Genomic DNA, 19,076 nt, shown 5'->3' with positions numbered 1-19,076 from the left:
CGATGCGGGGCGTTCACATTGTTCGCTAGCGAATGGCGCCTGAATCGCGCAGAGCCCTCAACTGGGCATCGGTCAAACCGATCTCGCGTAGCACTTCATCGGTGTGTTCGCCGAATCCAGGGCCAGCCATGAGTCTTCCGATCGGTTGCTCGTCGAATTGTGCCGGCGATACGCCCACCTGGTACTGGTTGTGTTCGTCGATATCTACCGAACTGATGAAGCCATTTTCCAACGCCTGTGGGTCGGTCAGTACTTCAGCGGGGCTCTGGATTGGGGACCAGACACCTTCCAACGTCTTGAAGCGTTCACACCACTCTGCGTAATCACGGGTAGCGAACACTTCGTTCAGTTCACCTCCCAGTGCGCGCGAGTTCGCATGCCGTGAAGCCGCATCCTTGAAGCGCGGATCGCTGAGCAACGCCGGCCGTTCGATATGAGCGACAAAATCCGGCCACCACTTCTCCATCAACAGACAGATGGTCAACCAGCGACCGTCGCGTGTGCGGTAATTGTTGGCCAAGGCAAACGAACTGTCTTTCTGCCGCTCGATGGGAATCGTCGGTACGCCAATGCTGGTAGCCAGCAGAGACTGTGACATCAAATACGTACCGACCATGTACAGCGCGTTGTCGACCACGGCGCCCTTGCCGGTGCGCTCGCGGCGAAACAAGGCTGCGGCAATGGCCCCCGCCAGGGTGACGCCCCCGGTCAGGTCGCCGATGGAACCGGGTTGTTTGGGTGGAGGTTCATCCGGTAGTGTCTGATTGAACGCCGCACCGGCCCGGCACCAAGCCGTGGGGTAGTCGAACCCGCCATCGTTGGCCATGGCACCGTGCAAACCGTAGCCAGTACCGCGTGCGTAGATCAAACGCGGATTGCGCTTGAGCAAGTCCTGCGGCTCGATACCCAGCTTTGCCCGCGCATCGGCACGCAAGTTAGTGAGGAACACGTCGGCACCCTCGATCAATCGGTACAACTGCTCTCGACCCGCCTCCTGGGTCAGGTCCAGGGCGATGCCGCGTTTACCGCGGTTGCCCGTTTCAAAGAATGGATTGACCCGCCCGTCCGCGCCCGGCAGGCGCATATGCCGCGAAGCGTCTCCACCTTGCGCGCGCTCAACCTTGATGACATCCGCGCCCCAATCCGCCAGCACCATCGCTGCGGCTGGCACATAGGTGTGTTCCGCAACTTCGATTACACGTACACCGTTCATGACATCGTACATAGCCTCTCCCGTTGGTAACTGGCACTCATGATCACGTATGCCCCCCGCGCAGTGCGAAGACGCGGTGGCTGCTTACTGCGGACGCGGTGCGTAGCCCGCAAGAAAAAAACGCACGATTTCTCTCAAGTGAGGTTCCACCTGTTCCTGCGCCAGCTGCACGCCCATTAGTCGTTCATGGGTGCGGCCCGCAAGGGTCAAAAAGATAATCGCGGCGTCGAGTGTGTTCGGTATTTGCACCACACCTTTCGCGTTGAGTTGGTCGAGCCAGCCTGTCAGCTGCGCCATGAAACCGTTCATCACTTCTTCACGAAAATGGATGATCAGCTGAGGAAATCTGACGCTCTCATGCGCACCTAACCGAGACATGGCCATGACACGCGGGGTACCGAGTTTGTCGTAGAACAGCTGGGCCAACTCGTAGAGCAATTGTGCGACTGGTCGATCAACCCGCAAAAAACTCAAATCGAGTTCGAAATCCCTGGAGATGTGCGCGAGCACAGCCTCAAACAACAATTCCTTGCTGGGGAAACGCCTATACAGTGCCGGCTTTGTTGTCCGCCCGGCCTCGGCGATACGGCCGAGATTGGCATCGGTGTAGCCGAACTCCAGAAATTCGTCGGCGGCTGCCTGGAGCAGCGCCTCGTCCAATTCACGACGAGGCCGCCCCTTGGGTTTTACTGACATGAAAGTCCTTCCACCATTTTGCTGTTCACCCGCCCGATGAGTACCGGGCAGGTCGTTGTACGGCGCAAGGAAACTTAACATATCGGTCGGCTGTATCAGGACAGGCCTACTACTGGAATGACCGCGCCATTGAGGGCGCTGGCAGCATCACTGGCCAGGAATTGGAAAACTGCGGCCAACTGCTGCGGCGAGACCCAAAGGCTCGGATCTACATCTGGCATCGCGGCACGGTTGGCAGCGCTGTCGATGATGCTCGGGGCGACGGCATTGACGTTAATGCCATGGCCACGCAGCTCCTGGGCCATGGATTCGGTGATCCGCGCCACGCTGCTCTTGGCGGCGCAATAGGCGCCCATCGAACCCTTGCCCGTGATGGCCGAAGCGGCCGATACGTTGATGATCTTGCCTGCGCCGGCTGCCAGCATCCCCGGCACGGAAGCGCGACAGGTGTTGAGCACGGTCGCGACGTTCAGGTCCATCATTTGCTGCCAAACAGTGCCGTCAGCGTCATGCACGTCACTTCCCATGGCAAATCCACCGGCAATGTTGCACAGCACGCCGGCCGGCCCTTTTTCCTGGAATACCTTGCCCAGGGCTGTCTGAGTCGCTGCGGTGTCGGTCAGGTCCACGACCACAAAATGCTTGTCGCCAGAGACACCCTCATAAACCGATTGCAGTGCTTGCTCACTGCAATCGACCAAAACAACCGGGCGGCCCTGCGCCAGAAAGGTTTGCGCGACAACTCGGCCCAGTGCACCCGCCGCCCCGGTGACCACTACTAATGCGTCCGACATTTAGACTCTCCTCTTTTCTTGTTAATAACTGACCATGTATCAGCTTATACAATAGAAAAAGCGTGTTCGGCAACATCCTTAGACCACAGATCGACGAAGAACAAACATCTTGTAGGCGGCCTATTGCATCTTTGTTTGAGATGCTCTAAAAATAACAACATGTTAGTTTTGAGCGATGAATGACTAGCGGTGGTAGCACTGTGCGAGCTCAAGCATGATGTTCACTTCCCCCGTCAACGCTGGAGATTCTTATGAGCACTGCCTACAAACGCGTATTGCCACAGCTGGATGATCTCAACCGGTTTTTCTGGACCAGTGGCGCCGACGGCCAATTGCGCTTTCTGCGCTGCAACGACTGCGACCATTGGCTGCATCCGCCGGGAATCATCTGCCCGCAGTGCCTGAGCCGAAACCTCGCGCCGCAGGCGGTTTCGGGCCTGGGCACCATCGAGGCACTGACGATCAATCATCAGCCGTGGTCGCCTGACCAGCCCGTGCCTTATGCCGTCGCCATCGTTTCACTCGACGACCACAAAAGCCTGCAACTGACGACCAACATCGTCGGTTGCGCGCCCGAATCGGCCTTCATCGGTCAGCGGGTACGTGTGGTCTTCGAAGCGATCGAGGATGTTCACTTACCTCTGTTCACGCCTGTCTGAGAGAGCCCGCATGCAAGAAGAACACGCCGAAAGTCTCGCTTCGATCCGCGAACAGGCCAGGCGCCTGCTAAAGGATCAAGCCACCCCGGAACACTTGAAATCGCTCCTGGATACACCCGCCAGTTTCGATCGACACTTGTGGAGCCATGCCGTCGACCAGGGTTGGCCGAGTGTCGCGGTAACCGAGCAATCGGGGGGGTTGGGTCTGGGCTGGAGCGGCCTTGGCGTGCTTTGTGAAGAAACCGGGCGCCTGACCGCGTCATTGCCGCTGATTGGTAACGCCGTGGCTGCCCATGCCCTGCAGTTCGCCAAAGGCGACTGGAGCACCTTGATCGAAGCATTGGCCAACGGAGGCAAGATCGCCTGCCTGGCCTTGGCGGATCCAGACGACAGTGGCTTGGCGACAAGCCCGTCATTGTTGGCAAGCAACGGCGTTTTGCAGGGCGAAAAGGCCCTGGCTGCCTTTGCCAGCGTTGCCGACATTGCACTGGTCCAGGCACAAGGCGAACATGGCAACGGGCTCTATCTGGTCGACCTAGCACACCCCGGTGTCACCCGCCGAACCTTCAATACCCTCGACAACGCTCGTGCCGCGGCTGTCCTGCAGTTCAAGCAGGTCCCGGCCACACGACTGGGCGGTGTCGACTTGATTCTGGATATCGCCAACCTGGCGGCCCTCGCCTGCGCCAGCGAGCAGATCGGCGGCGCCCAGGCCAGCCTGGATCTGGCCTGTGATTATGCCCGCGAGCGTCGTGCCTTTGGTCAACAGATCGGTAGCTTCCAGGGGATCAAGCACAAGCTCGCCGAAGCTTACTGCTTGCTGGAAATCGCCAAGGGTTGCACCCATGACGCACTCGATGCCTGGGAAAACGGCGCGCAAGAGAGTCGACAATTGAGCGCAGCCGCGCGCATCGCAGCGACCAAAGCCTACGACTACATCGCCCAGGAAGGACTTCATGTCCACGGCGGCATGGGGATGACATGGGAAGCCATGCCTCATCACCACTACCGTCGCTCACGCACGCTCGCCCTGGAACTGGGCAGCATCCACTACTGGCGTGAATGCCTGCTGAACGAAATCGGGCTGGAGATGGCGAATCATGGATAACGGCGGACACCTCATGAGCAATACACTCGAACGCTATCGCGAACGCGCCAGATCCTGGCTGGCAGAGCACGCCCCTCTTTATGCGGGTCAAGCACGGTGCGGGCTCAGTTTCAAAGAGGATCTGGACCTGGCTCGCGCCTGGCAAGCCCTCAAGGCCGAGCATGGCTACGCCTGCATCACCCTGCCAACAGAGGTCGGTGGTGCGGGTGGCAGCGAGCTGGAAAAAGTCGTCTTCAGCGAAGAAGAGATGCGTTATGACCTGCCACTGGTCTACTTCAGCATCAGCCTGAACAACCCCCTGCCGATTTTCCTGCGCTACGCCCCGTCTTATTGGACCGAGCGCCTGGCCAGGCCCACTGTCCGTGGCGAGTTAATCTGGTGTCAGCTGTTTTCTGAGCCTTCGGCAGGTTCGGACCTGGCGTCACTACGTTTGAAGGCTGTTGCAGTGGAAGGTGGCTGGCGCCTGAGCGGGCAAAAGGTCTGGACCAGCTGGGCACAAATCGCCGATTGGGGCGTGATCGTTGCCCGCACCGATCCGAGTCTGCCCAAGCACGCCGGGCTGACCTACTTCTTTGTCGATATGAAATCCCCTGGCGTGAGTGTCGTGCCGATCCGCCGTCTGGGCGAGGAAAGCGACCTCAACGAAGTGTTCTTCGATGATGTTTTCGTTCCCGACGATCAACGCTTGGGTGAAATCAATGGTGGTTTCAAGGTCGCAGTCGAAACGCTGATGATCGAACGCTACTCGGTCACCGACGAATCCGGCTACGCCCCCAGCCTGGAGAAATTCATCGCATTGGCCGAGCAGTCGAAAATCAATGGCAAGCGCGCGCTTGATGACGCTGAGATCCGCGCCAGCATCGCCGATGTATTCGTCCAGCGCCAAGGCCTGCGCGCCATCCATCGCCAAGCCCTGGAGGCATTTGCCAAGGGCGAGGCTCCGGGTCCTGAGGGCGCCATGCGCAAATTGCTGTTGGGGCGCACCCGTCAATCCTTGAGTCGGATGGCGATGAACATCCAGGGACCGAACAGCCTGGTCCTGAATGAAGACTCTCAGGCGAAGACCGACTTCACCAGTGCCTGGCTCGACCCCAGTTTGCGTATTGCCGGCGGTACCGACGAGTTACTGCTCAACACCTTGGCCGAGCGTGTGCTTGGCCTGCCGCAGGATTCACGGCCAGACAAGGGCCAGCCTTTTAACGCCAACAAATAAACGCCCCGGGCGGCCTTGGTCGCCCGCCACCGAAGGATCTCGCTCATGCATTTCACTCTCGATCAGGAAGACGAGCGCTTCCGTCAGGAAGTCCGTGCCTTCCTCAAGGCCAAGCTGCCCCAGGATCTGGCTGAACGCAATCGCCGGGGTTACCACCCCTTGCGTGAAGACACCCGCCAGTGGACCAAGATCCTTCACGCCCAGGGCTGGTCCGGCGCCAATTGGCCAACATCCTGGGGCGGTACCGGTTGGTCGCCCGTGCGTCAGTTCATTTTCGAAGAGGAAAGTATCCTGGCCGGTGCGCCGGCGGTCGATACCGCTGGATTCAAGATGATCGGCCCGGTGATCATGACCTTCGCCAACGAGACCATGAAGGCACAGTACGGCCCACGCATCCTCAGCGGGGATGTCTTTTGGGGCCAGGGATTTTCTGAACCCAATGCCGGATCGGACTTGGGCTCTTTGACGACGCGTGCCGAACGCGACGGCGATGAATATGTCATCAACGGGCAGAAAATCTGGACCTCGTTCGTTGAAACCGCGGACATGATTTTCATCCTCGCCAAGACCGATCCGCAGGCTCGTCAGCGCGGTATTTCGATGATTCTTGTCGACCGCCAGGCCCCGGGCGTGACCATTCGCCCGATCTATGACATCGGTGAAAGTCACAGCCTCAACGAAGTCTTCTTCGATGACGTGCGGGTTCCGGTCAGCAATCTGGTCGGTGAGGAAGGCATGGGGTGGACCTATGCCAAGTTCCTGCTGGAAAACGAGCGCGCGTTCAGTGCCGAATGGCCACGCAACAATGCCCACCTGGCCCGCCTACGGACTTTGCTCAATACACCGCAGCACGATGGTCGGCGATTGATCGACCGGCCTGGCTTTGCCAGTCGCCTGGCACAACTCAATACTGACTTGCTGGCACTGCGCTGGTTGAGCCTGCGCGCCCTGCACGAAAAAGCAGGAGGCCAAGTTCGTTTGCCGGTGGGCTCACTGCTGAAAATCCGCGGTTCGGAACTCCTGCAAAAAATCGGCGAGCTGCAAGTCGAAGCCCTCGGCAGCCACGCCAGCTATGTCTACCCCGACCCATTGGGCGACGCCCAGCGCCAACGAACCTGGCCACCGGGCCCAAACACGGCGCCCGGCATCATGGCGGATTATTTCTACCGTCGCGCCACCACTATTTACGGTGGGGCAAATGAAGTTCAACGCACGATTATCGCCCGTTCGTTCCTGGAGCTCTGAGCATGGATTTTCAACTGAATGAAGAGCAAAACATGCTCAAAGACAGCGTTCGCCGGTTCATGGAGGACAATTGCTCCTTCGAACAGCGCGGTGCAACCGTCGATAATGGCGCCTTCGATGGCGGTCATTGGCTTCAGATGGCCGAACTCGGGCTCCTGGCCCTGGGCCTGCCGGAAGATCTGGGTGGAATGAACTGTACGGCAATCGAAAGTGCCTTGGTGATGGAGGAGTTCGGCCGCGTGCTGTGCGTGGAACCCTACTGGGCAGTGGCCATCCACGCGGCGCAAACCCTACTGGCCAGCAATGACACAAAAGCTCGCGCGGTACTGCAGGCCATGGGTGAAGGTATGGCACTGCCTGTGCTGGCCCACGAAGAAGCACCGGCACGCGGAGAGTTAGCCTATGTCAAGACCCGCGCCTTCGAGACCGGGCAAGGTCGCTGGCGGTTGAACGGGGAAAAAATAGCGGTGATCGGTGGCAATATCGCCGAGCTGTTCATCGTTTCGGTACGTACCTCTGGTGCGACAGGGGATCGCGACGGCATCACACTGTTTTTGCTCGACGCAAATACGCCTGGCATCGCCAAACATAATGTTCGCCTGATCGATAACCGTTGGGCCAGCCACCTGGTGCTCACTAACGTTGAGGTCACCCAGGCCCAGGTTCTGGGCAAGGTCGGCGACGGCTACGCAGCGCTGAGCCACGCCAACGCGCACGCCATGGTAGGGCTGTTCGCCGAAGCGGTGGGTGTGATGGAACAGTCGCTGTGGATCACCCGTGACTATCTGAAAATTCGCAAACAGTTCGGCCAGACGCTCTCGAACTTCCAGAGCCTGCAGCACCGCATGAGCGAAATGCTCATCGAACTGGAACTCTCGCGCAGCATGCTGCACCTGGCATTGGCCAGCCTCGATCTCGATGCAGCACAGCGCGACCGGGCACTGTCGGCTGTCAAGGCGCACATCGGTAAAAGCGGTCAGTTCGTTTGCGGCCAGGCCATTCAGTTGCATGGAGGCATTGGGGTGACCGAAGAGTACGTCATCGGTCACTACTTCAAACGCATGACCCTGATCAACGCAGCGCTCGGCACCAGCATGCATCACTACGAGTTGTTGGCAGAAGCAGAGCGCGCGGCCTGAGGGGTGTTCGCCCTTCCCCGTTTGCCATAAAAATCCGGACCTGCATAAGGCTCCGGATTTTTCAAAGCGGCTTCACACGCCCCGCGGGGCACCCATGACAACAAACACACCGCTATAACAAAAACCAAGAGGACCGTGTGATGTTGAACCTTTCCATGAAACCGACCGGTTGGTTCCAGATCGGCTGGAGCGATGAACTGGCCCCAGGCGCGGTCAAGCCGATGAAATACCTTGGGCATGACCTGGTGGCATTCCGTAGCGAAGCAGGCGAGCTTGCCGTACTCGATGCCCACTGCCACCACATGGGTGCGCATTTGGGTTATGGCGGCAAAGTCAAAGGCGACTGCATCGCGTGCCCTTACCATGGCTGGCAGTGGAACACCAAAGGTGAGAACGCCTTGATTCCCTATCAGGACCATCCCATTCGCAAAAAGCTGCGCAAGTGGGACGTCGTCGAACAGCACGGCATCATGTTCCTGTGGCACGATCCGGCCGGTGGTCCACCCCGCGACGGCTGGTTGCCCGACGTTTTCGATCACCCCGAACACCCGGCAGATCCCGCCGATTTTTACCCGTGCTATCCCGATGCCGTGGTCCTCGCGCCTGAGGAACCCATCCATCCGCAACTGATTACAGAAAACGCTGCCGATACCATGCACTTCCGCTTTGCCCACAATGCCCCGGAAGACCCGCTCCTGCTGGCCTTCGATACCAGCACGGCGATCTGGAAGTCGACCATGGGGTTTCGCTCAAAAGTCACCAAGGAAGTCGCGATGCTGCTGCATGCGCGCAATGCCGGGGTCGGTCTGAACTTCTCGATATTCGATCATCCGGTATTGGCGCGCCGACTGGTGCTGTCCTGCACGCCCATCGACGATGAAAAATCAGACCTGCGCGTGAGCTACTACTTCCGGCGCGATCCAAAGTCTCCTGAGCACATGCCCGAATCCGTTCGACAAATGGCACGGCATACGCGCGTTCTTTTCGAAGAGGACGCGGTGATCTGGAGACACCAGAAGTTTGTGCAAAGGCCGATCTATGCCAGACAGGACGTCGCCGGTTATACCGCGCTGCGGACCTGGTGCGAGCAGTTCTATGAGGCGACAGGCAGTACCCAGGGACCGCTAAAAGTCCTGGAAGACGCTGGCGAACCGGTCAACTGCAATCTGCTGTGACACCGTGCAAGGCGTTGCTCTGAGTCCTGGCGAAATCAGTTGTTTCGCCGGGTTCCTTGCGGGATTTCCCCGCAGAAAATATCGACGTTGCCATCGGACGGCGCGGTTCTCACCACGATCGAGTATTCGCCTGAAAGTAGCGCTGACATGGCGACAGGCAAGCTTCTTGAGTAGGTCCAGCCGCGTACTGCGGCACGTTCAGTGTTGACCTGATCATTCATCGAAAATGCGATAGGCCCAGGCTGCTGGCAGCTGCCCTTATAGATGAAGGTGTAGAGACGCAAGGGCAGAGAAACGCCACCTGGAATGCCACTGATGATAAAGCTGAATCCCGTTTGTGTGCCCCGGCTTGCCAGTGTCACGTTGGCAATCTGACCGGCGTTGCGTTGAGTGGGGAGCAAAGGAACGGTCATCACTTGCTCGGTTGACGTGGTGCAAGCACAGAGGGAGGCAGCGATCATGAAGACTGCCAATGGGTTTGTGACGTTCATCTTCCACTCCGTCGACTCTATCAATGGTGCCGCTGGCCAATGGTCGCCTTTGAGCCTGGGCAGGACGCAAAAGCCTGGAATCCAGTACGGATTCCAGGCTTTCCTTTCAAGTCGCGTTATGGGTCAAGGGTAGACTTCAAACAACCCTGCCGCGCCCATACCGCCCCCCACGCACATACTCACCACGACGAAGCGTACGCCGCGTCGACGCCCTTCCAGCAAGGCACTGCCCACCAGACGCGAACCGGTCATGCCGAACGGATGACCAAGGCCGATGCCACCGCCATTGACGTTGAATATTTCCGGATCGATACCCAAGTGGTCGCGGCAATACAAGGCCTGGCAGGCAAATGCCTCATTCAACTCCCAGAGGCCGACATCGCCGATGGTCAGGCCATGTTTACCCAGCAGCTTCGGAATCGCTGTTACCGGACCAATGCCCATTTCTTCCGGTGCACAGCCCGTGACGATCAATCCGCGATAGGCACCCAGCGGATTCAACCCGCGTTGTTCAGCAACACGTGCTTCCATCAGCAGGCAGGCCGAGGCACCGTCAGACAGCTGACTGGCGTTGCCAGCAGTAATACTGCCACCCTCCATGACTGGCTTGAGTGCCGCCAGACCTTCGGCGGTTGTGCTCGCACGCAGGCACTCGTCTTCGCTGAACAGGAAACGCTTGTAACTGATCTCCCCGCTCTGTTTGTCGACCAGCTTTTGCGAGACCTGTAGGGGTGCGATTTCTTCGGCGAAGACGCCTCTGGCCTGGGCCGCGACGGCGCGCTGCATGGCCTGCAGGGAAAATTCATCTTGGGCCTGACGCGAAATACCGTACTGCCGAGCGACATATTCGGCGGTCTCGATCATCGGCATGTAGGCAGAGGGTACCCGCTCCACCAGATCCGGATCCTTGTCGCGTATCGCCCACTCGAGGTAGCCGGGGGTCAGCGCGCTGACGTTCTCTGAGCCGCCGCCAATGACGATGTCCATGCCATCGACCATGATCTGCTTGGCGGCCATGCCGATCGCCATCAATCCCGAGGCACACTGCCGATCGACGGTGGAGCCGGCGACGCCGACGCCGAAGCCGGCCCGCAATGCCGCTGCGCGAGCCAGGTTGCGCCCGGCGGTCCCGGCCCCCATGGCTGCGCCAATGATCACATCCTCGACTTCAGTGGGATCAACCGCTGCTCGCAAGGTGCTATGCAGCAATGCATGCGCTGTCAGGCTCGGCGACTTGATGTCGTTCAGAGCACCTCGATGGGCCTTGCCGATCGGTGTGCGTGCAGTTGAAACAATAACCGCTTCTCTCATGATGTTATCCGGTTGTTCACGGTGGCTCGGGCCTCAGGTGCGAGGGGCACTGGGCAGTTTCAGGACAGCCTTGGCCAGAATGTCGCGCTGGACCTCATTGGCGCCGGCATAGATCGATACGGGCCGCGCCATCATCAACGGCCAGTGCAAGTCGGTCAGCAGCGAGCCGATCTGAACGTCGCCAACGATGCCGCCAAAATCACCGGCGATTTCCGCGCAAAATTCGGTGATGCGTTGCAACAGCTCCGAGATGTAAACCTTGAGCATCGAAACCTCCGGCCCCGGTTGTTCATCGGCTTCGGCGATGCGATCGCAGATTTGCGCGTAGAACAGTCGGTAGTCATGCAGGTCCGCTTGCAAACAAGCCAGTCGATCGAGCACGCCACGGTCATTGGCCAGGCCCATTTCCGTCACAAGCCGCCCAGCCAGTTCCAGCGCACTGCCAGCCATCGCCGCGCTGCCCAGCCAGATCCGCTCATGGCCCAACAACGCTTTGGCCAGGCTCCAGCCCTGGTGCAGTTCGCCCAACAGGTTGCTGGCCGGAACGCGAACGTTGTCGAAGAACACTTCGCAGAACTCGTCTTCGCCTGCAATGTTGGCGATCGGCCGGACGCTGACACCCGGAGCACTCAGGTCGATCAACAGAAAACTGATGCCCTGCTGTTTTTTCTCAAACTTGCCGGTGCGCACCAACGCATAGATATGGCTGCATTCAGCGGCGTGAGTGGTCCAGATTTTCTGTCCATTGACGACGAACTCATCGCCGTCAAGATCTGCGCGGGTACGCAGGCTGGCCAGGTCGGAACCCGCGCCTGGTTCGGAATAGCCCTGGCACCACATATCGTCGCAGGCCAGGATCCTTGGCAGGATGCGTGCACGTTGCTCCTCGGTACCACCTTTGATGATGGTCGGACCGAGTTGGGTTTCACCGTTGTCGATAATCCGCCCGACACCCGCGCGTTCCATCTCCTGCTGGTAAATCAGCTGCTTACGAAAGGAAATGCCCATGCCACCGTATTCACGAGGCCAGGCAGGCGCACGCCAGCCGTGATCATTGAGCAAGCGCAGCCAGCCGGTCAGGTCGTCGCCGCGCAGGCGCAGGAATGGCCGGCGATCGTTCTGCCGCAAATGTTCGGGGTAAAACTCCGTCAGCCAGACACGCAGGCGTGCCCGAAACTCCTCGTCGCTCCACTCGCGAGGATCACTGGAGCTCGACGCTTCGAAGGGTTCTAGCGCCGCTTCAATAGGATTTTCGCCAGTGAGCTTCGCAAATTGACGGCGGTGATCCCAGACCGACCCTAACCAGGCCGATCCGAACATCGCCGCCCGCAAGTACAGGCCGATGTCCACTTCCTCGGCAAAACCCATTGCGCCATGCAGTTGCACGGCTTGCTTGCCGGTCAGGATGGCGGCTTGAGCACATCGCGCCTTAGCGGCACTGATAGCGGCCTGACTGGCCTGCGTCAGAGGTGCCTGCTCATGGCAGGTCAGCGCATGCTGCAAACTGGCCTTCGCCAGCGTCTGTTCGATGCTCAGGTCAACGCAGCGATGTTGAATGCTCTGGAAGGTGCCCAGCGGGCGTTCGAACTGCACCCGTTGGCTGACGAAATCCAGAGTCTGTTGCAGGCAACCCGCTGCCTGCCCCGCCAATTCCGCCGACAGGGCAATACGTCCACCTGCCAGGCTGAGTTGCAAGGCATCGAGCGCCGGCTGCCCCCTGAGCAGTGCCTGTTCAAAGAGCACAGGCGCCTGATCGAAGTCGACATGGTACTGAGCCCCGATGCCTGCCGCGAAGGCTTCAACACGAACGCCTGGGGCATTCGCAGCAACGGCGACGATCACCGGTTGGCCGTGTTCGAGGGCAGACACCAGCAAGACTGACTGCTGTTCAGCCCCCAGCACAAAGACCTTGCGCCCGCTGAGCCGGCCTTGATCGACCCGGCACTCGATCAGGTCCGGATCCATCTGCCCGGCCTGTTCTTGCCAGGCCAGGGCCAGCAGGCGTTCGCCACTGACCTGCCAGGCGGCCAATTGCTCGGTGGCGGGGCCATTGTCCGCCTGCGTGAGCAACAGTGACGGCATCACACAACATCCCACAAAGGGCTCGGCGAACAAGCGCTCCCCCATCACCTCGCACAGGACTGTCGCCTCGCGCAAGCCCAGGCCACTGCCACCCAGTGCCTCCGGCAGCAGCAACCCGGTCCAGCCTAACGCGGCGATGTCGTGCCATAACGATGATTCCACCGGTCGCGCCCGGCCTATCCAGCCCCGCAAGCGCGATGGGCTGTGCGATCCTGTCAGAAAGTCATCGGCCGATTGGCGCAGCATGGCTGACAGCGATTGATCCGCAATTACTCCCATCAGAGACTCCTGAACGTTTAAATCAATTAACTAACGTTATGTCAGTTTTCATTCTATACTCAGCCGGTGTCAACCACTATTTCAACCTGCCCGTCGTGGCCAATCTGTCAGAGAGGAATTCATGCCTAGAGGATTTGAAGCTGGAAAACGCCCTGCGCTGCTCATCAGCGAATGCCAGCGGGGTGTCATCGACCCTGAACTGTCTGACTTTCCAGGGCTTGCAGAGCAGGTTCAGCAACGTGGTGTGCTACCGCGCATCGCCCGCCTGGCGGAGGCGTTCAGGGCCGCCGGACTGCCGGTATTGCACCTTCACGTGGCGCATCGCCCGGGTTATGTCGACCTGCCGCGCACCAGCGTGATCATTGCCCGCTCGACCAAGCAAAACCGAATGATTGTTGGTTCAGAGGACGTGAAGTCAGTGCCGGAAGTGGCACCTCACGAGTCGGACATCGTGCATGCACGCAGCTTCAGCCTGGTGGGTTTTCACGGCACCGACCTGGATTCGATCTTGCGTAACATGGGGGTGACGACCCTTGTGCCGGTGGGTGTTTCAACCAACGTGGCCATTTCGGGCCTGTCATTGTGCGGATCAGACCTGGGTTATCAGGTCGTAGTACCCGAGGACTGCATCGCCGGTGCCACACCGCAAAGCCACGACTTTATCGTCAGCAACCTGCTGCCGCTCTACAGCACTTTGAGCGGCAGCGAGTCGGTCATTGCGGCGCTCAGTGAGCGTATTGCTCACGCAGGACGTGCTTGAGAATTTTGTTCAAGGTTTGATTGCGCGGCAGTTGCTCAACGATTTCCAGTTGCTCGGGAATCTTCTGCCGCATCACCTTGGCCTGCATGAAGAAGTCGACCATCTCCTCGAACTGCAATGCCGCAGCACCCGGCTTCAGTTCGACGACGGCGCAGACACGCTCACCCCGCAGTTCATCCGGCAGGCCGATGACCGCTACCGCTGCTACTTTGGGATGGGTGAACAACAGGTCTTCGATTTCCTTGGCCGAAATGTTCTCACCCTTGCGGATAATCACATCCTTGAGCCGCCCGGTCAGAACGATACGACCATCGGGGCGGCGCATGCCCAGATCGCCGGTTCGGAAAAAACCGTCGTCATCGAATGACACCACGTTCAATGCAGGGTCGGTATAACCTTTGAACACCGCCTTACCGCGCACCCGGACTTCCCCCGATTCACCCTCCCCTGCCAGGCTGCCGTCAGAGCGGATAATCCGTAATTCGATGTCCTGCATGGGTATGCCGTCGGCATTGGCCAACTGCTCGTCCGTATCGGTCTCAAAGCCTGCGCAAATCAACGGGACTTCGGTCATACCGTAGTTATGAATCAGACCGCACCCTATCTCATCGCGGACCTGGTAATAGAGTTCTGGCGGTTTGGGAGCGCCCCCACCGCAGAGCACGCGCATCTCGGGTAATAAAGGTGTTTGAGCATTGCGCCTTTGTTCAGCAAGCAATAGCTGGTAATGGGCTGTGCTGCCGCCAGCGAGTGTCACGGCATATCGGCGATAGATTTCAGCAGCTTCCTCGGCCTGAAAGCGGTCGAGCAATACAGCGCTCATGCCCGAAGCCAGCAGCATGGTGGTGTACATCGCACCGCCAATGTGGGCGTACGGAAAAGCGACGCTGCCGACATCGGCGGCACTGACGCTCATTGATCTGGCCAGGTTCCGCCCGCCGATCATCAAGCTGTCGTCCGTGTGACAAGCGCCCTTGGGTTGCGAGGTCGTGCCCGAGGTGTAATAGACCCAGCGCACGGCCTGACCGTCGCTGGGGGGTGGCGGCAAACTTGACGCCCGCCCACGTGGCAGGTGATTGCCCATGACAATCACCTGCGGCGGCCGCTCGAGCTGCTGGCAAAGGCGTTCGGCCATCGCCGGAAAATCACGCTCGCCGTCATCGGGCACCAGCAAGAACTCCGAACGATTTCCCTCAAGAACACCGTGAACCTCGCGTTCACCGTACAGCGAGATAATCGGGTTCTGCAGAGCACCCAGGCGCGCCAGGGCCAAGGCGGTCATAACGGCCGGCAAGCCTGTGGGCAACATCCAGGTGACCCGACTGCCGGCACTGATACCGAGCTCGTAAAAGCCCGCGGCCAAGCGCTCGGCAATATCCAGTGCCTGGGTAAAGGTCATATGCAAGTGTTTGCGGCCATCGATCAGCATGGGGGCTTGCGGCGTCAGTTCCGCGCGCCGTTCCAGCAATTGCCACAGGGTCGGGGCGTGCAACAGGGTCATGGGCATTCAACTCCAGCTAACTACCAGGCACTGCGATGGCTGCCGCCATCGACAGGAATAAGGCAACCATTGATGTAACCCGCCCGGGCGGAGCACAGGTACACCGCCAGCGAGGCGATCTCTTGAGGATCGCCCGCGCGGCCAACGGGAATACTCTTGGTCAAGCGCTGCAGCAGCGCGTCGGGGGCCATACCGCGCTCCCTGGCCATGCGCCCTACTTCTTCGAGCATCGTGGTCGTTGCGATCCACCCCGTGGCGAGCGTGTTGACGGTGATGCCATCGACGGCGAACTCATCGGCCAGGGATTTGTTCAAGGTGACGACCGCCGCGCGTGCGGTGGTTGCAGCCATCAGGTTCAAGCCTGGCGCCGGCTCCTTGGCCGCGGCCGTGCCTATGGTCAACAAACGTCCCCAGCGCTGCTCGCGCATATGCGGAACGGTTGCTCGCGCCAGGTGCACGACACTCATTACCAGGTTCTGAAAGGCATTGAGAAAGGCATCGGCATCCCCATCAAGAAAATCGCTGGGCTCTCCACCGTGCACATTGGTGATGACGATGTCTGGCGAGCCAAAGGTCTGCCGTGCCACCCCCACTGCTCGTTGCACATCGCCAGGCCGGGTCAGGTCAGCAATCACGCCACTGGCAATGCCACCGGCATCACGCAACGCCGCCACCGTTTGCTCGATTGCATCACTGTTGCGTGCGGCAACCATGACTTTGCAACCTTCAGCGGCCAGCAGTTGCGCGCAGGCGCGTCCGATGCCTTTACTGCCTCCGGAAACAAACGCGACTTTTCCTTCCAGACCCAAATTCATCAGTAGACTCCGGTACATCCGCAGATTGTCAAAAGGTGCACGTAAGCACGGAGCAGATAAATCTGCCCCGTGCATGACTGGTTTTCAGGCCGTAGTGCGGAGTTTGACGGCGAGTTTGTCTGCGCCGTCCGGCGATTCCAGAACCGCCATCGGGTCATCGATCGTTGCGCTTTCCTCTACCTTTTCACCGTCGACCTTGTCCGCCGGCGTGCGCAACAGGAAGTAGGACAGTGCCGGGATCAATACCAATGCGCCGACCATGTTCCAGAGGAACATGAAGCTGAGCAGAATCCCCATGTCGGCCTGGAACTTGATCGGAGACCAGATCCACGGAATCACCCCGGCGGCCATTGTCAGGCCGACCAGGCCCACGATCCGCCCGACGAAATCCAGCGATCCCTCATACGAGCGCGCCAGTGTCATGCCGTGCCGTTGCAAGCCCAGTTGCACGCTGAGCAGGTACAACGCGTAGTCGACACCGACGCCCACCCCAACCGCGATGACCGGCAAGGTCGCCACCTTGATGCCAATGTTCAGCATCACCATCAGCGCCTCACAGAGGATAGACGTGATGATCAACGGGATCAGTGCCACAACGACCGCTCGCCAGTTGCGGAAAGTGATGAAACAGAGCAATGCCACAGCACCGTAAAGCACCAGGTGCAAGGTCCAGAAACTGCGCTTGACCACAATGTTGGTTGTCGCCTCGATGCCGGCGCTACCCGCTGCCAGCAGAAACGTGCGCGACTCGGTGCTGTACTGCGCGCTGTAGGCTTCCACTTCCTTGACCACACGCTCCAGCGTCGCCGCCTTGTGGTCTGACAGGTAGGCAATCACCGGAGTGATCACGCAGAAGCGATCGACCAATTCCGGACGGTCGGTGGCAAACATGTTGAACGCCTGTGTGCGGTTGCTGGCGTTACGTGGGATGGTCTGCCATTTGGGGTTGCCCTCGAACAGCCCGGAGGTCGTCAGGCGAATACCATCGGCCGGCGAAAACGTGGTCTGCACACCTGGCAATTCGCGCAAACGGGCACTCAGTCGATCAGCTTCAGTGAGCGAGGCGAACTCGGTGCAACCGTTTGCCGGAGTTTTCAGCATGACCACGAACTGGTCGGTGGACAGGCCGTAGTTCTGCGTCACGAAAGCCACATCGCGGTTATAGCGCGACTCAGGACGCAACTCAGGCGCACCCGGGTTGAGGTCGCCAAACTGCACATGGTGCCCGATCATCAGCCCTCCCCCTGCCAACACTACCGCCCCTGCAACAGCGAACATGGCGGGACGGCGCTCCGTCAAACGGATCAGACCTACACGCAGTCGTTGCATCGGGCTATGGCCTGACTCCACCTGTTCAGACGTCTGAATGCTGCGTTTGGCTGCGTGATCGCTGACGCCGAAATACGACAGCAGCACAGGGATCAGAAACAGCTTGGTAAAAATCAGGATCGCCACGCCCAGACTGGTGGTCAGGGCCATGTCACGGATCACAGGAATGTCGATGATGATCAATACGGCAAAGCCGACGATATTGACCAGCAACGCTGTCAAGCCAGCCATGAACAGTCGACGGAATGTATAACGGGCAGCCACGTATTTGTGAGTCCCGCGCCCCACATCCTGCATGATGCCGTTCATCTTCTGCGCACCATGGGACAGGCCGATGGCAAAAATCAGGAACGGTACCAGGATCGAGTAAGGGTCCAGCACATAGCCCAGCACGCTGAGCAGCCCCAAAAGCCAAACCACGCCAAGCAAAGCGCAAAACACCAGCAACAGGGTGCTGCGCAGGCATCGGGTATAGATGAGCACCAGAGCGGTAGCAATCAATACCGAAAAACCGAAGTACGCCATGACCGAATACAGCCCGTCGATCAAGTCGCCGACGATCTTGGCGAAACCGATGATGTGCACCTTGATCGTATCGGTTTCCAGGGAGCGCACCTGCGCTTCCAGTTGCCGGGATAACTGCGCGTAATCGAGTGGCTTGCCGGTTTCGGGATTGATGTCGAGCAAGGGCACAAAAATCATCGACGACTTGAGGTTGTTGGCCACATAGCTGCCGACAATACCCGCGCGGTTAATGTTTTCACGCAAGCGGTCCATCGATTGCGGGCTGCCGTCCCAGCGGTCGGGAATGACCGGGCCGCCGCGATAGCCCTCCTCGGTGACTTCAGTCCATCGCAGGCTGCTGGTCCACAAGCTGCGCATCCAACCCTGGTCAACACCCGACATCAGGTAGACGGCGTCGTTGACCTTCTGCAAGGCGAGCAGGTAATCCTTGTCGAAAATGTCGCCCTGAGTGTTCTCGACCACGATACGGGTCGCATTACCCATGCCGCGCAGTGCATCCCTGTGTTCCAGATAATTCTGGATATAGGGGTGCGATTGCGGAATCATTTTCTCGAAACTGGTGTTGACGGGAAGCTTGAGCGCACTCCAGCCAAAGAACAGCGTCAGCAGCCCGCAAAACAGGATCACGCTGATGCGATGATTAAATACCAGCCGTTCGAGCCAATTGCCGCTGTTCTTGTCGAAGTCGGCAGGGTCCGCGATGACGGGCATTTGCAGCGCTTTCAAATCAACCATATTTGC

Annotated in this window: 16 protein-coding genes; 7 read left to right on the top strand and 9 right to left on the bottom strand. The window is 59.2% G+C overall.

Going from position 1 to position 19,076, the window contains the following annotated elements; genetic code table 11:
* Positions 1 to 25: 25 nt before the first annotated feature.
* From BLV61_RS28700 to BLV61_RS28690, 3 genes are all read right to left on the bottom strand, one after another.
* Positions 26 to 1,225, bottom strand: a complete 1,200-nt coding sequence (locus tag BLV61_RS28700) for a CaiB/BaiF CoA transferase family protein (protein WP_090469137.1) — start codon at positions 1,223 to 1,225, stop codon at positions 26 to 28.
* 72 nt (positions 1,226 to 1,297) lie between these two features.
* Entirely contained in the window at positions 1,298 to 1,909 is a 612-nt protein-coding gene (locus tag BLV61_RS28695; RefSeq protein ID WP_167361817.1) for a TetR/AcrR family transcriptional regulator, read from the bottom strand.
* A gap of 95 nt (positions 1,910 to 2,004) precedes the next feature.
* The gene (locus BLV61_RS28690; RefSeq protein WP_090469130.1) at positions 2,005 to 2,703 is read right to left on the bottom strand and encodes an SDR family oxidoreductase; all 699 of its coding nucleotides are present in this window, start codon (positions 2,701 to 2,703) and stop codon (positions 2,005 to 2,007) included.
* Positions 2,704 to 2,954: 251 nt separating this feature from the next.
* On the opposite strand from BLV61_RS28690, the gene BLV61_RS28685 reads away from it, so the two are divergent.
* The 6 genes from BLV61_RS28685 to BLV61_RS28660 all read left to right on the top strand — a co-directional run bounded on the left by BLV61_RS28685 (position 2,955) and on the right by BLV61_RS28660 (position 9,242).
* Positions 2,955 to 3,362 (top strand): Zn-ribbon domain-containing OB-fold protein, encoded by a 408-nt coding sequence (locus tag BLV61_RS28685; protein ID WP_090469127.1) that lies wholly within the window; start codon positions 2,955 to 2,957, stop codon positions 3,360 to 3,362.
* 10 nt (positions 3,363 to 3,372) lie between these two features.
* The gene (locus tag BLV61_RS28680) at positions 3,373 to 4,470 is read left to right on the top strand and encodes an acyl-CoA dehydrogenase family protein (protein WP_167361816.1); all 1,098 of its coding nucleotides are present in this window, start codon (positions 3,373 to 3,375) and stop codon (positions 4,468 to 4,470) included.
* 13 nt (positions 4,471 to 4,483) lie between these two features.
* The gene (locus tag BLV61_RS28675; RefSeq protein ID WP_244159939.1) at positions 4,484 to 5,683 is read left to right on the top strand and encodes an acyl-CoA dehydrogenase family protein; all 1,200 of its coding nucleotides are present in this window, start codon (positions 4,484 to 4,486) and stop codon (positions 5,681 to 5,683) included.
* Positions 5,684 to 5,728: 45 nt separating this feature from the next.
* Entirely contained in the window at positions 5,729 to 6,928 is a 1,200-nt protein-coding gene (locus BLV61_RS28670) for an acyl-CoA dehydrogenase family protein (RefSeq protein WP_090469117.1), read from the top strand.
* A gap of 2 nt (positions 6,929 to 6,930) precedes the next feature.
* Positions 6,931 to 8,067, top strand: coding sequence for an acyl-CoA dehydrogenase family protein (locus BLV61_RS28665; protein WP_090469114.1), 1,137 nt, complete (start codon positions 6,931 to 6,933; stop codon positions 8,065 to 8,067).
* Positions 8,068 to 8,207: 140 nt separating this feature from the next.
* Entirely contained in the window at positions 8,208 to 9,242 is a 1,035-nt protein-coding gene (locus BLV61_RS28660) for an aromatic ring-hydroxylating oxygenase subunit alpha (protein ID WP_090469110.1), read from the top strand.
* Between the two features lie 35 nt (positions 9,243 to 9,277).
* On the opposite strand, the gene BLV61_RS28655 is transcribed toward BLV61_RS28660, so the two are convergent.
* From BLV61_RS28655 to BLV61_RS31955, 3 genes are all read right to left on the bottom strand, one after another.
* A complete protein-coding gene (locus BLV61_RS28655; RefSeq protein ID WP_090469107.1) occupies positions 9,278 to 9,733 on the bottom strand; it encodes a hypothetical protein in 456 nt (151 codons plus the stop codon).
* A 123-nt stretch (positions 9,734 to 9,856) separates the two neighbouring features.
* Positions 9,857 to 11,044, bottom strand: a complete 1,188-nt coding sequence (locus BLV61_RS28650) for an acetyl-CoA C-acyltransferase (RefSeq protein ID WP_090469104.1) — start codon at positions 11,042 to 11,044, stop codon at positions 9,857 to 9,859.
* A 33-nt stretch (positions 11,045 to 11,077) separates the two neighbouring features.
* Complete coding sequence (locus BLV61_RS31955) at positions 11,078 to 13,405, bottom strand: acyl-CoA dehydrogenase family protein (RefSeq protein WP_090469101.1); 2,328 nt, start codon at positions 13,403 to 13,405, stop codon at positions 11,078 to 11,080.
* Positions 13,406 to 13,526: 121 nt separating this feature from the next.
* Between BLV61_RS31955 and BLV61_RS28640 the strand changes: the two genes are divergently transcribed.
* Positions 13,527 to 14,165, top strand: coding sequence for a cysteine hydrolase family protein (locus BLV61_RS28640; protein ID WP_090469098.1), 639 nt, complete (start codon positions 13,527 to 13,529; stop codon positions 14,163 to 14,165).
* On the opposite strand, the gene BLV61_RS28635 is transcribed toward BLV61_RS28640, so the two are convergent.
* From BLV61_RS28635 to BLV61_RS28625, 3 genes are all read right to left on the bottom strand, one after another.
* Entirely contained in the window at positions 14,131 to 15,666 is a 1,536-nt protein-coding gene (locus BLV61_RS28635; protein ID WP_244159938.1) for a class I adenylate-forming enzyme family protein, read from the bottom strand. The genes BLV61_RS28640 and BLV61_RS28635 overlap by 35 nt on opposite strands.
* Positions 15,667 to 15,686: 20 nt before the next feature.
* Positions 15,687 to 16,481: an SDR family oxidoreductase gene (locus BLV61_RS28630; RefSeq protein ID WP_090469090.1), complete on the bottom strand. Its 795-nt coding sequence runs from the start codon at positions 16,479 to 16,481 to the stop codon at positions 15,687 to 15,689.
* A gap of 84 nt (positions 16,482 to 16,565) precedes the next feature.
* Entirely contained in the window at positions 16,566 to 19,070 is a 2,505-nt protein-coding gene (locus tag BLV61_RS28625) for an efflux RND transporter permease subunit (protein WP_090469087.1), read from the bottom strand.
* Positions 19,071 to 19,076: the final 6 nt, after the last annotated feature.

The organism is Pseudomonas mohnii (assembly GCF_900105115.1).
GTDB classification, from domain to species: Bacteria; Pseudomonadota; Gammaproteobacteria; order Pseudomonadales; family Pseudomonadaceae; genus Aquipseudomonas; species Aquipseudomonas mohnii.
Note: the sequence above shows the minus strand (reverse complement) of the source record. Positions and strands in the feature narration are given on the sequence as shown.

Coding starts and splice junctions, on each gene's coding strand:
- BLV61_RS28700 (WP_090469137.1), bottom strand. CDS start 1,225: ATGTACGATGTCATGAACGGTGTACGTGTAATCGAAGTTGCGGAACAC.
- BLV61_RS28695 (WP_167361817.1), bottom strand. CDS start 1,909: ATGTCAGTAAAACCCAAGGGGCGGCCTCGTCGTGAATTGGACGAGGCG.
- BLV61_RS28690 (WP_090469130.1), bottom strand. CDS start 2,703: ATGTCGGACGCATTAGTAGTGGTCACCGGGGCGGCGGGTGCACTGGGC.
- BLV61_RS28685 (WP_090469127.1), top strand. CDS start 2,955: ATGAGCACTGCCTACAAACGCGTATTGCCACAGCTGGATGATCTCAAC.
- BLV61_RS28680 (WP_167361816.1), top strand. CDS start 3,373: ATGCAAGAAGAACACGCCGAAAGTCTCGCTTCGATCCGCGAACAGGCC.
- BLV61_RS28675 (WP_244159939.1), top strand. CDS start 4,484: ATGAGCAATACACTCGAACGCTATCGCGAACGCGCCAGATCCTGGCTG.
- BLV61_RS28670 (WP_090469117.1), top strand. CDS start 5,729: ATGCATTTCACTCTCGATCAGGAAGACGAGCGCTTCCGTCAGGAAGTC.
- BLV61_RS28665 (WP_090469114.1), top strand. CDS start 6,931: ATGGATTTTCAACTGAATGAAGAGCAAAACATGCTCAAAGACAGCGTT.
- BLV61_RS28660 (WP_090469110.1), top strand. CDS start 8,208: ATGTTGAACCTTTCCATGAAACCGACCGGTTGGTTCCAGATCGGCTGG.
- BLV61_RS28655 (WP_090469107.1), bottom strand. CDS start 9,733: ATGAACGTCACAAACCCATTGGCAGTCTTCATGATCGCTGCCTCCCTC.
- BLV61_RS28650 (WP_090469104.1), bottom strand. CDS start 11,044: ATGAGAGAAGCGGTTATTGTTTCAACTGCACGCACACCGATCGGCAAG.
- BLV61_RS31955 (WP_090469101.1), bottom strand. CDS start 13,405: ATGGGAGTAATTGCGGATCAATCGCTGTCAGCCATGCTGCGCCAATCG.
- BLV61_RS28640 (WP_090469098.1), top strand. CDS start 13,527: ATGCCTAGAGGATTTGAAGCTGGAAAACGCCCTGCGCTGCTCATCAGC.
- BLV61_RS28635 (WP_244159938.1), bottom strand. CDS start 15,666: ATGACCCTGTTGCACGCCCCGACCCTGTGGCAATTGCTGGAACGGCGC.
- BLV61_RS28630 (WP_090469090.1), bottom strand. CDS start 16,481: ATGAATTTGGGTCTGGAAGGAAAAGTCGCGTTTGTTTCCGGAGGCAGT.
- BLV61_RS28625 (WP_090469087.1), bottom strand. CDS start 19,070: ATGGTTGATTTGAAAGCGCTGCAAATGCCCGTCATCGCGGACCCTGCC.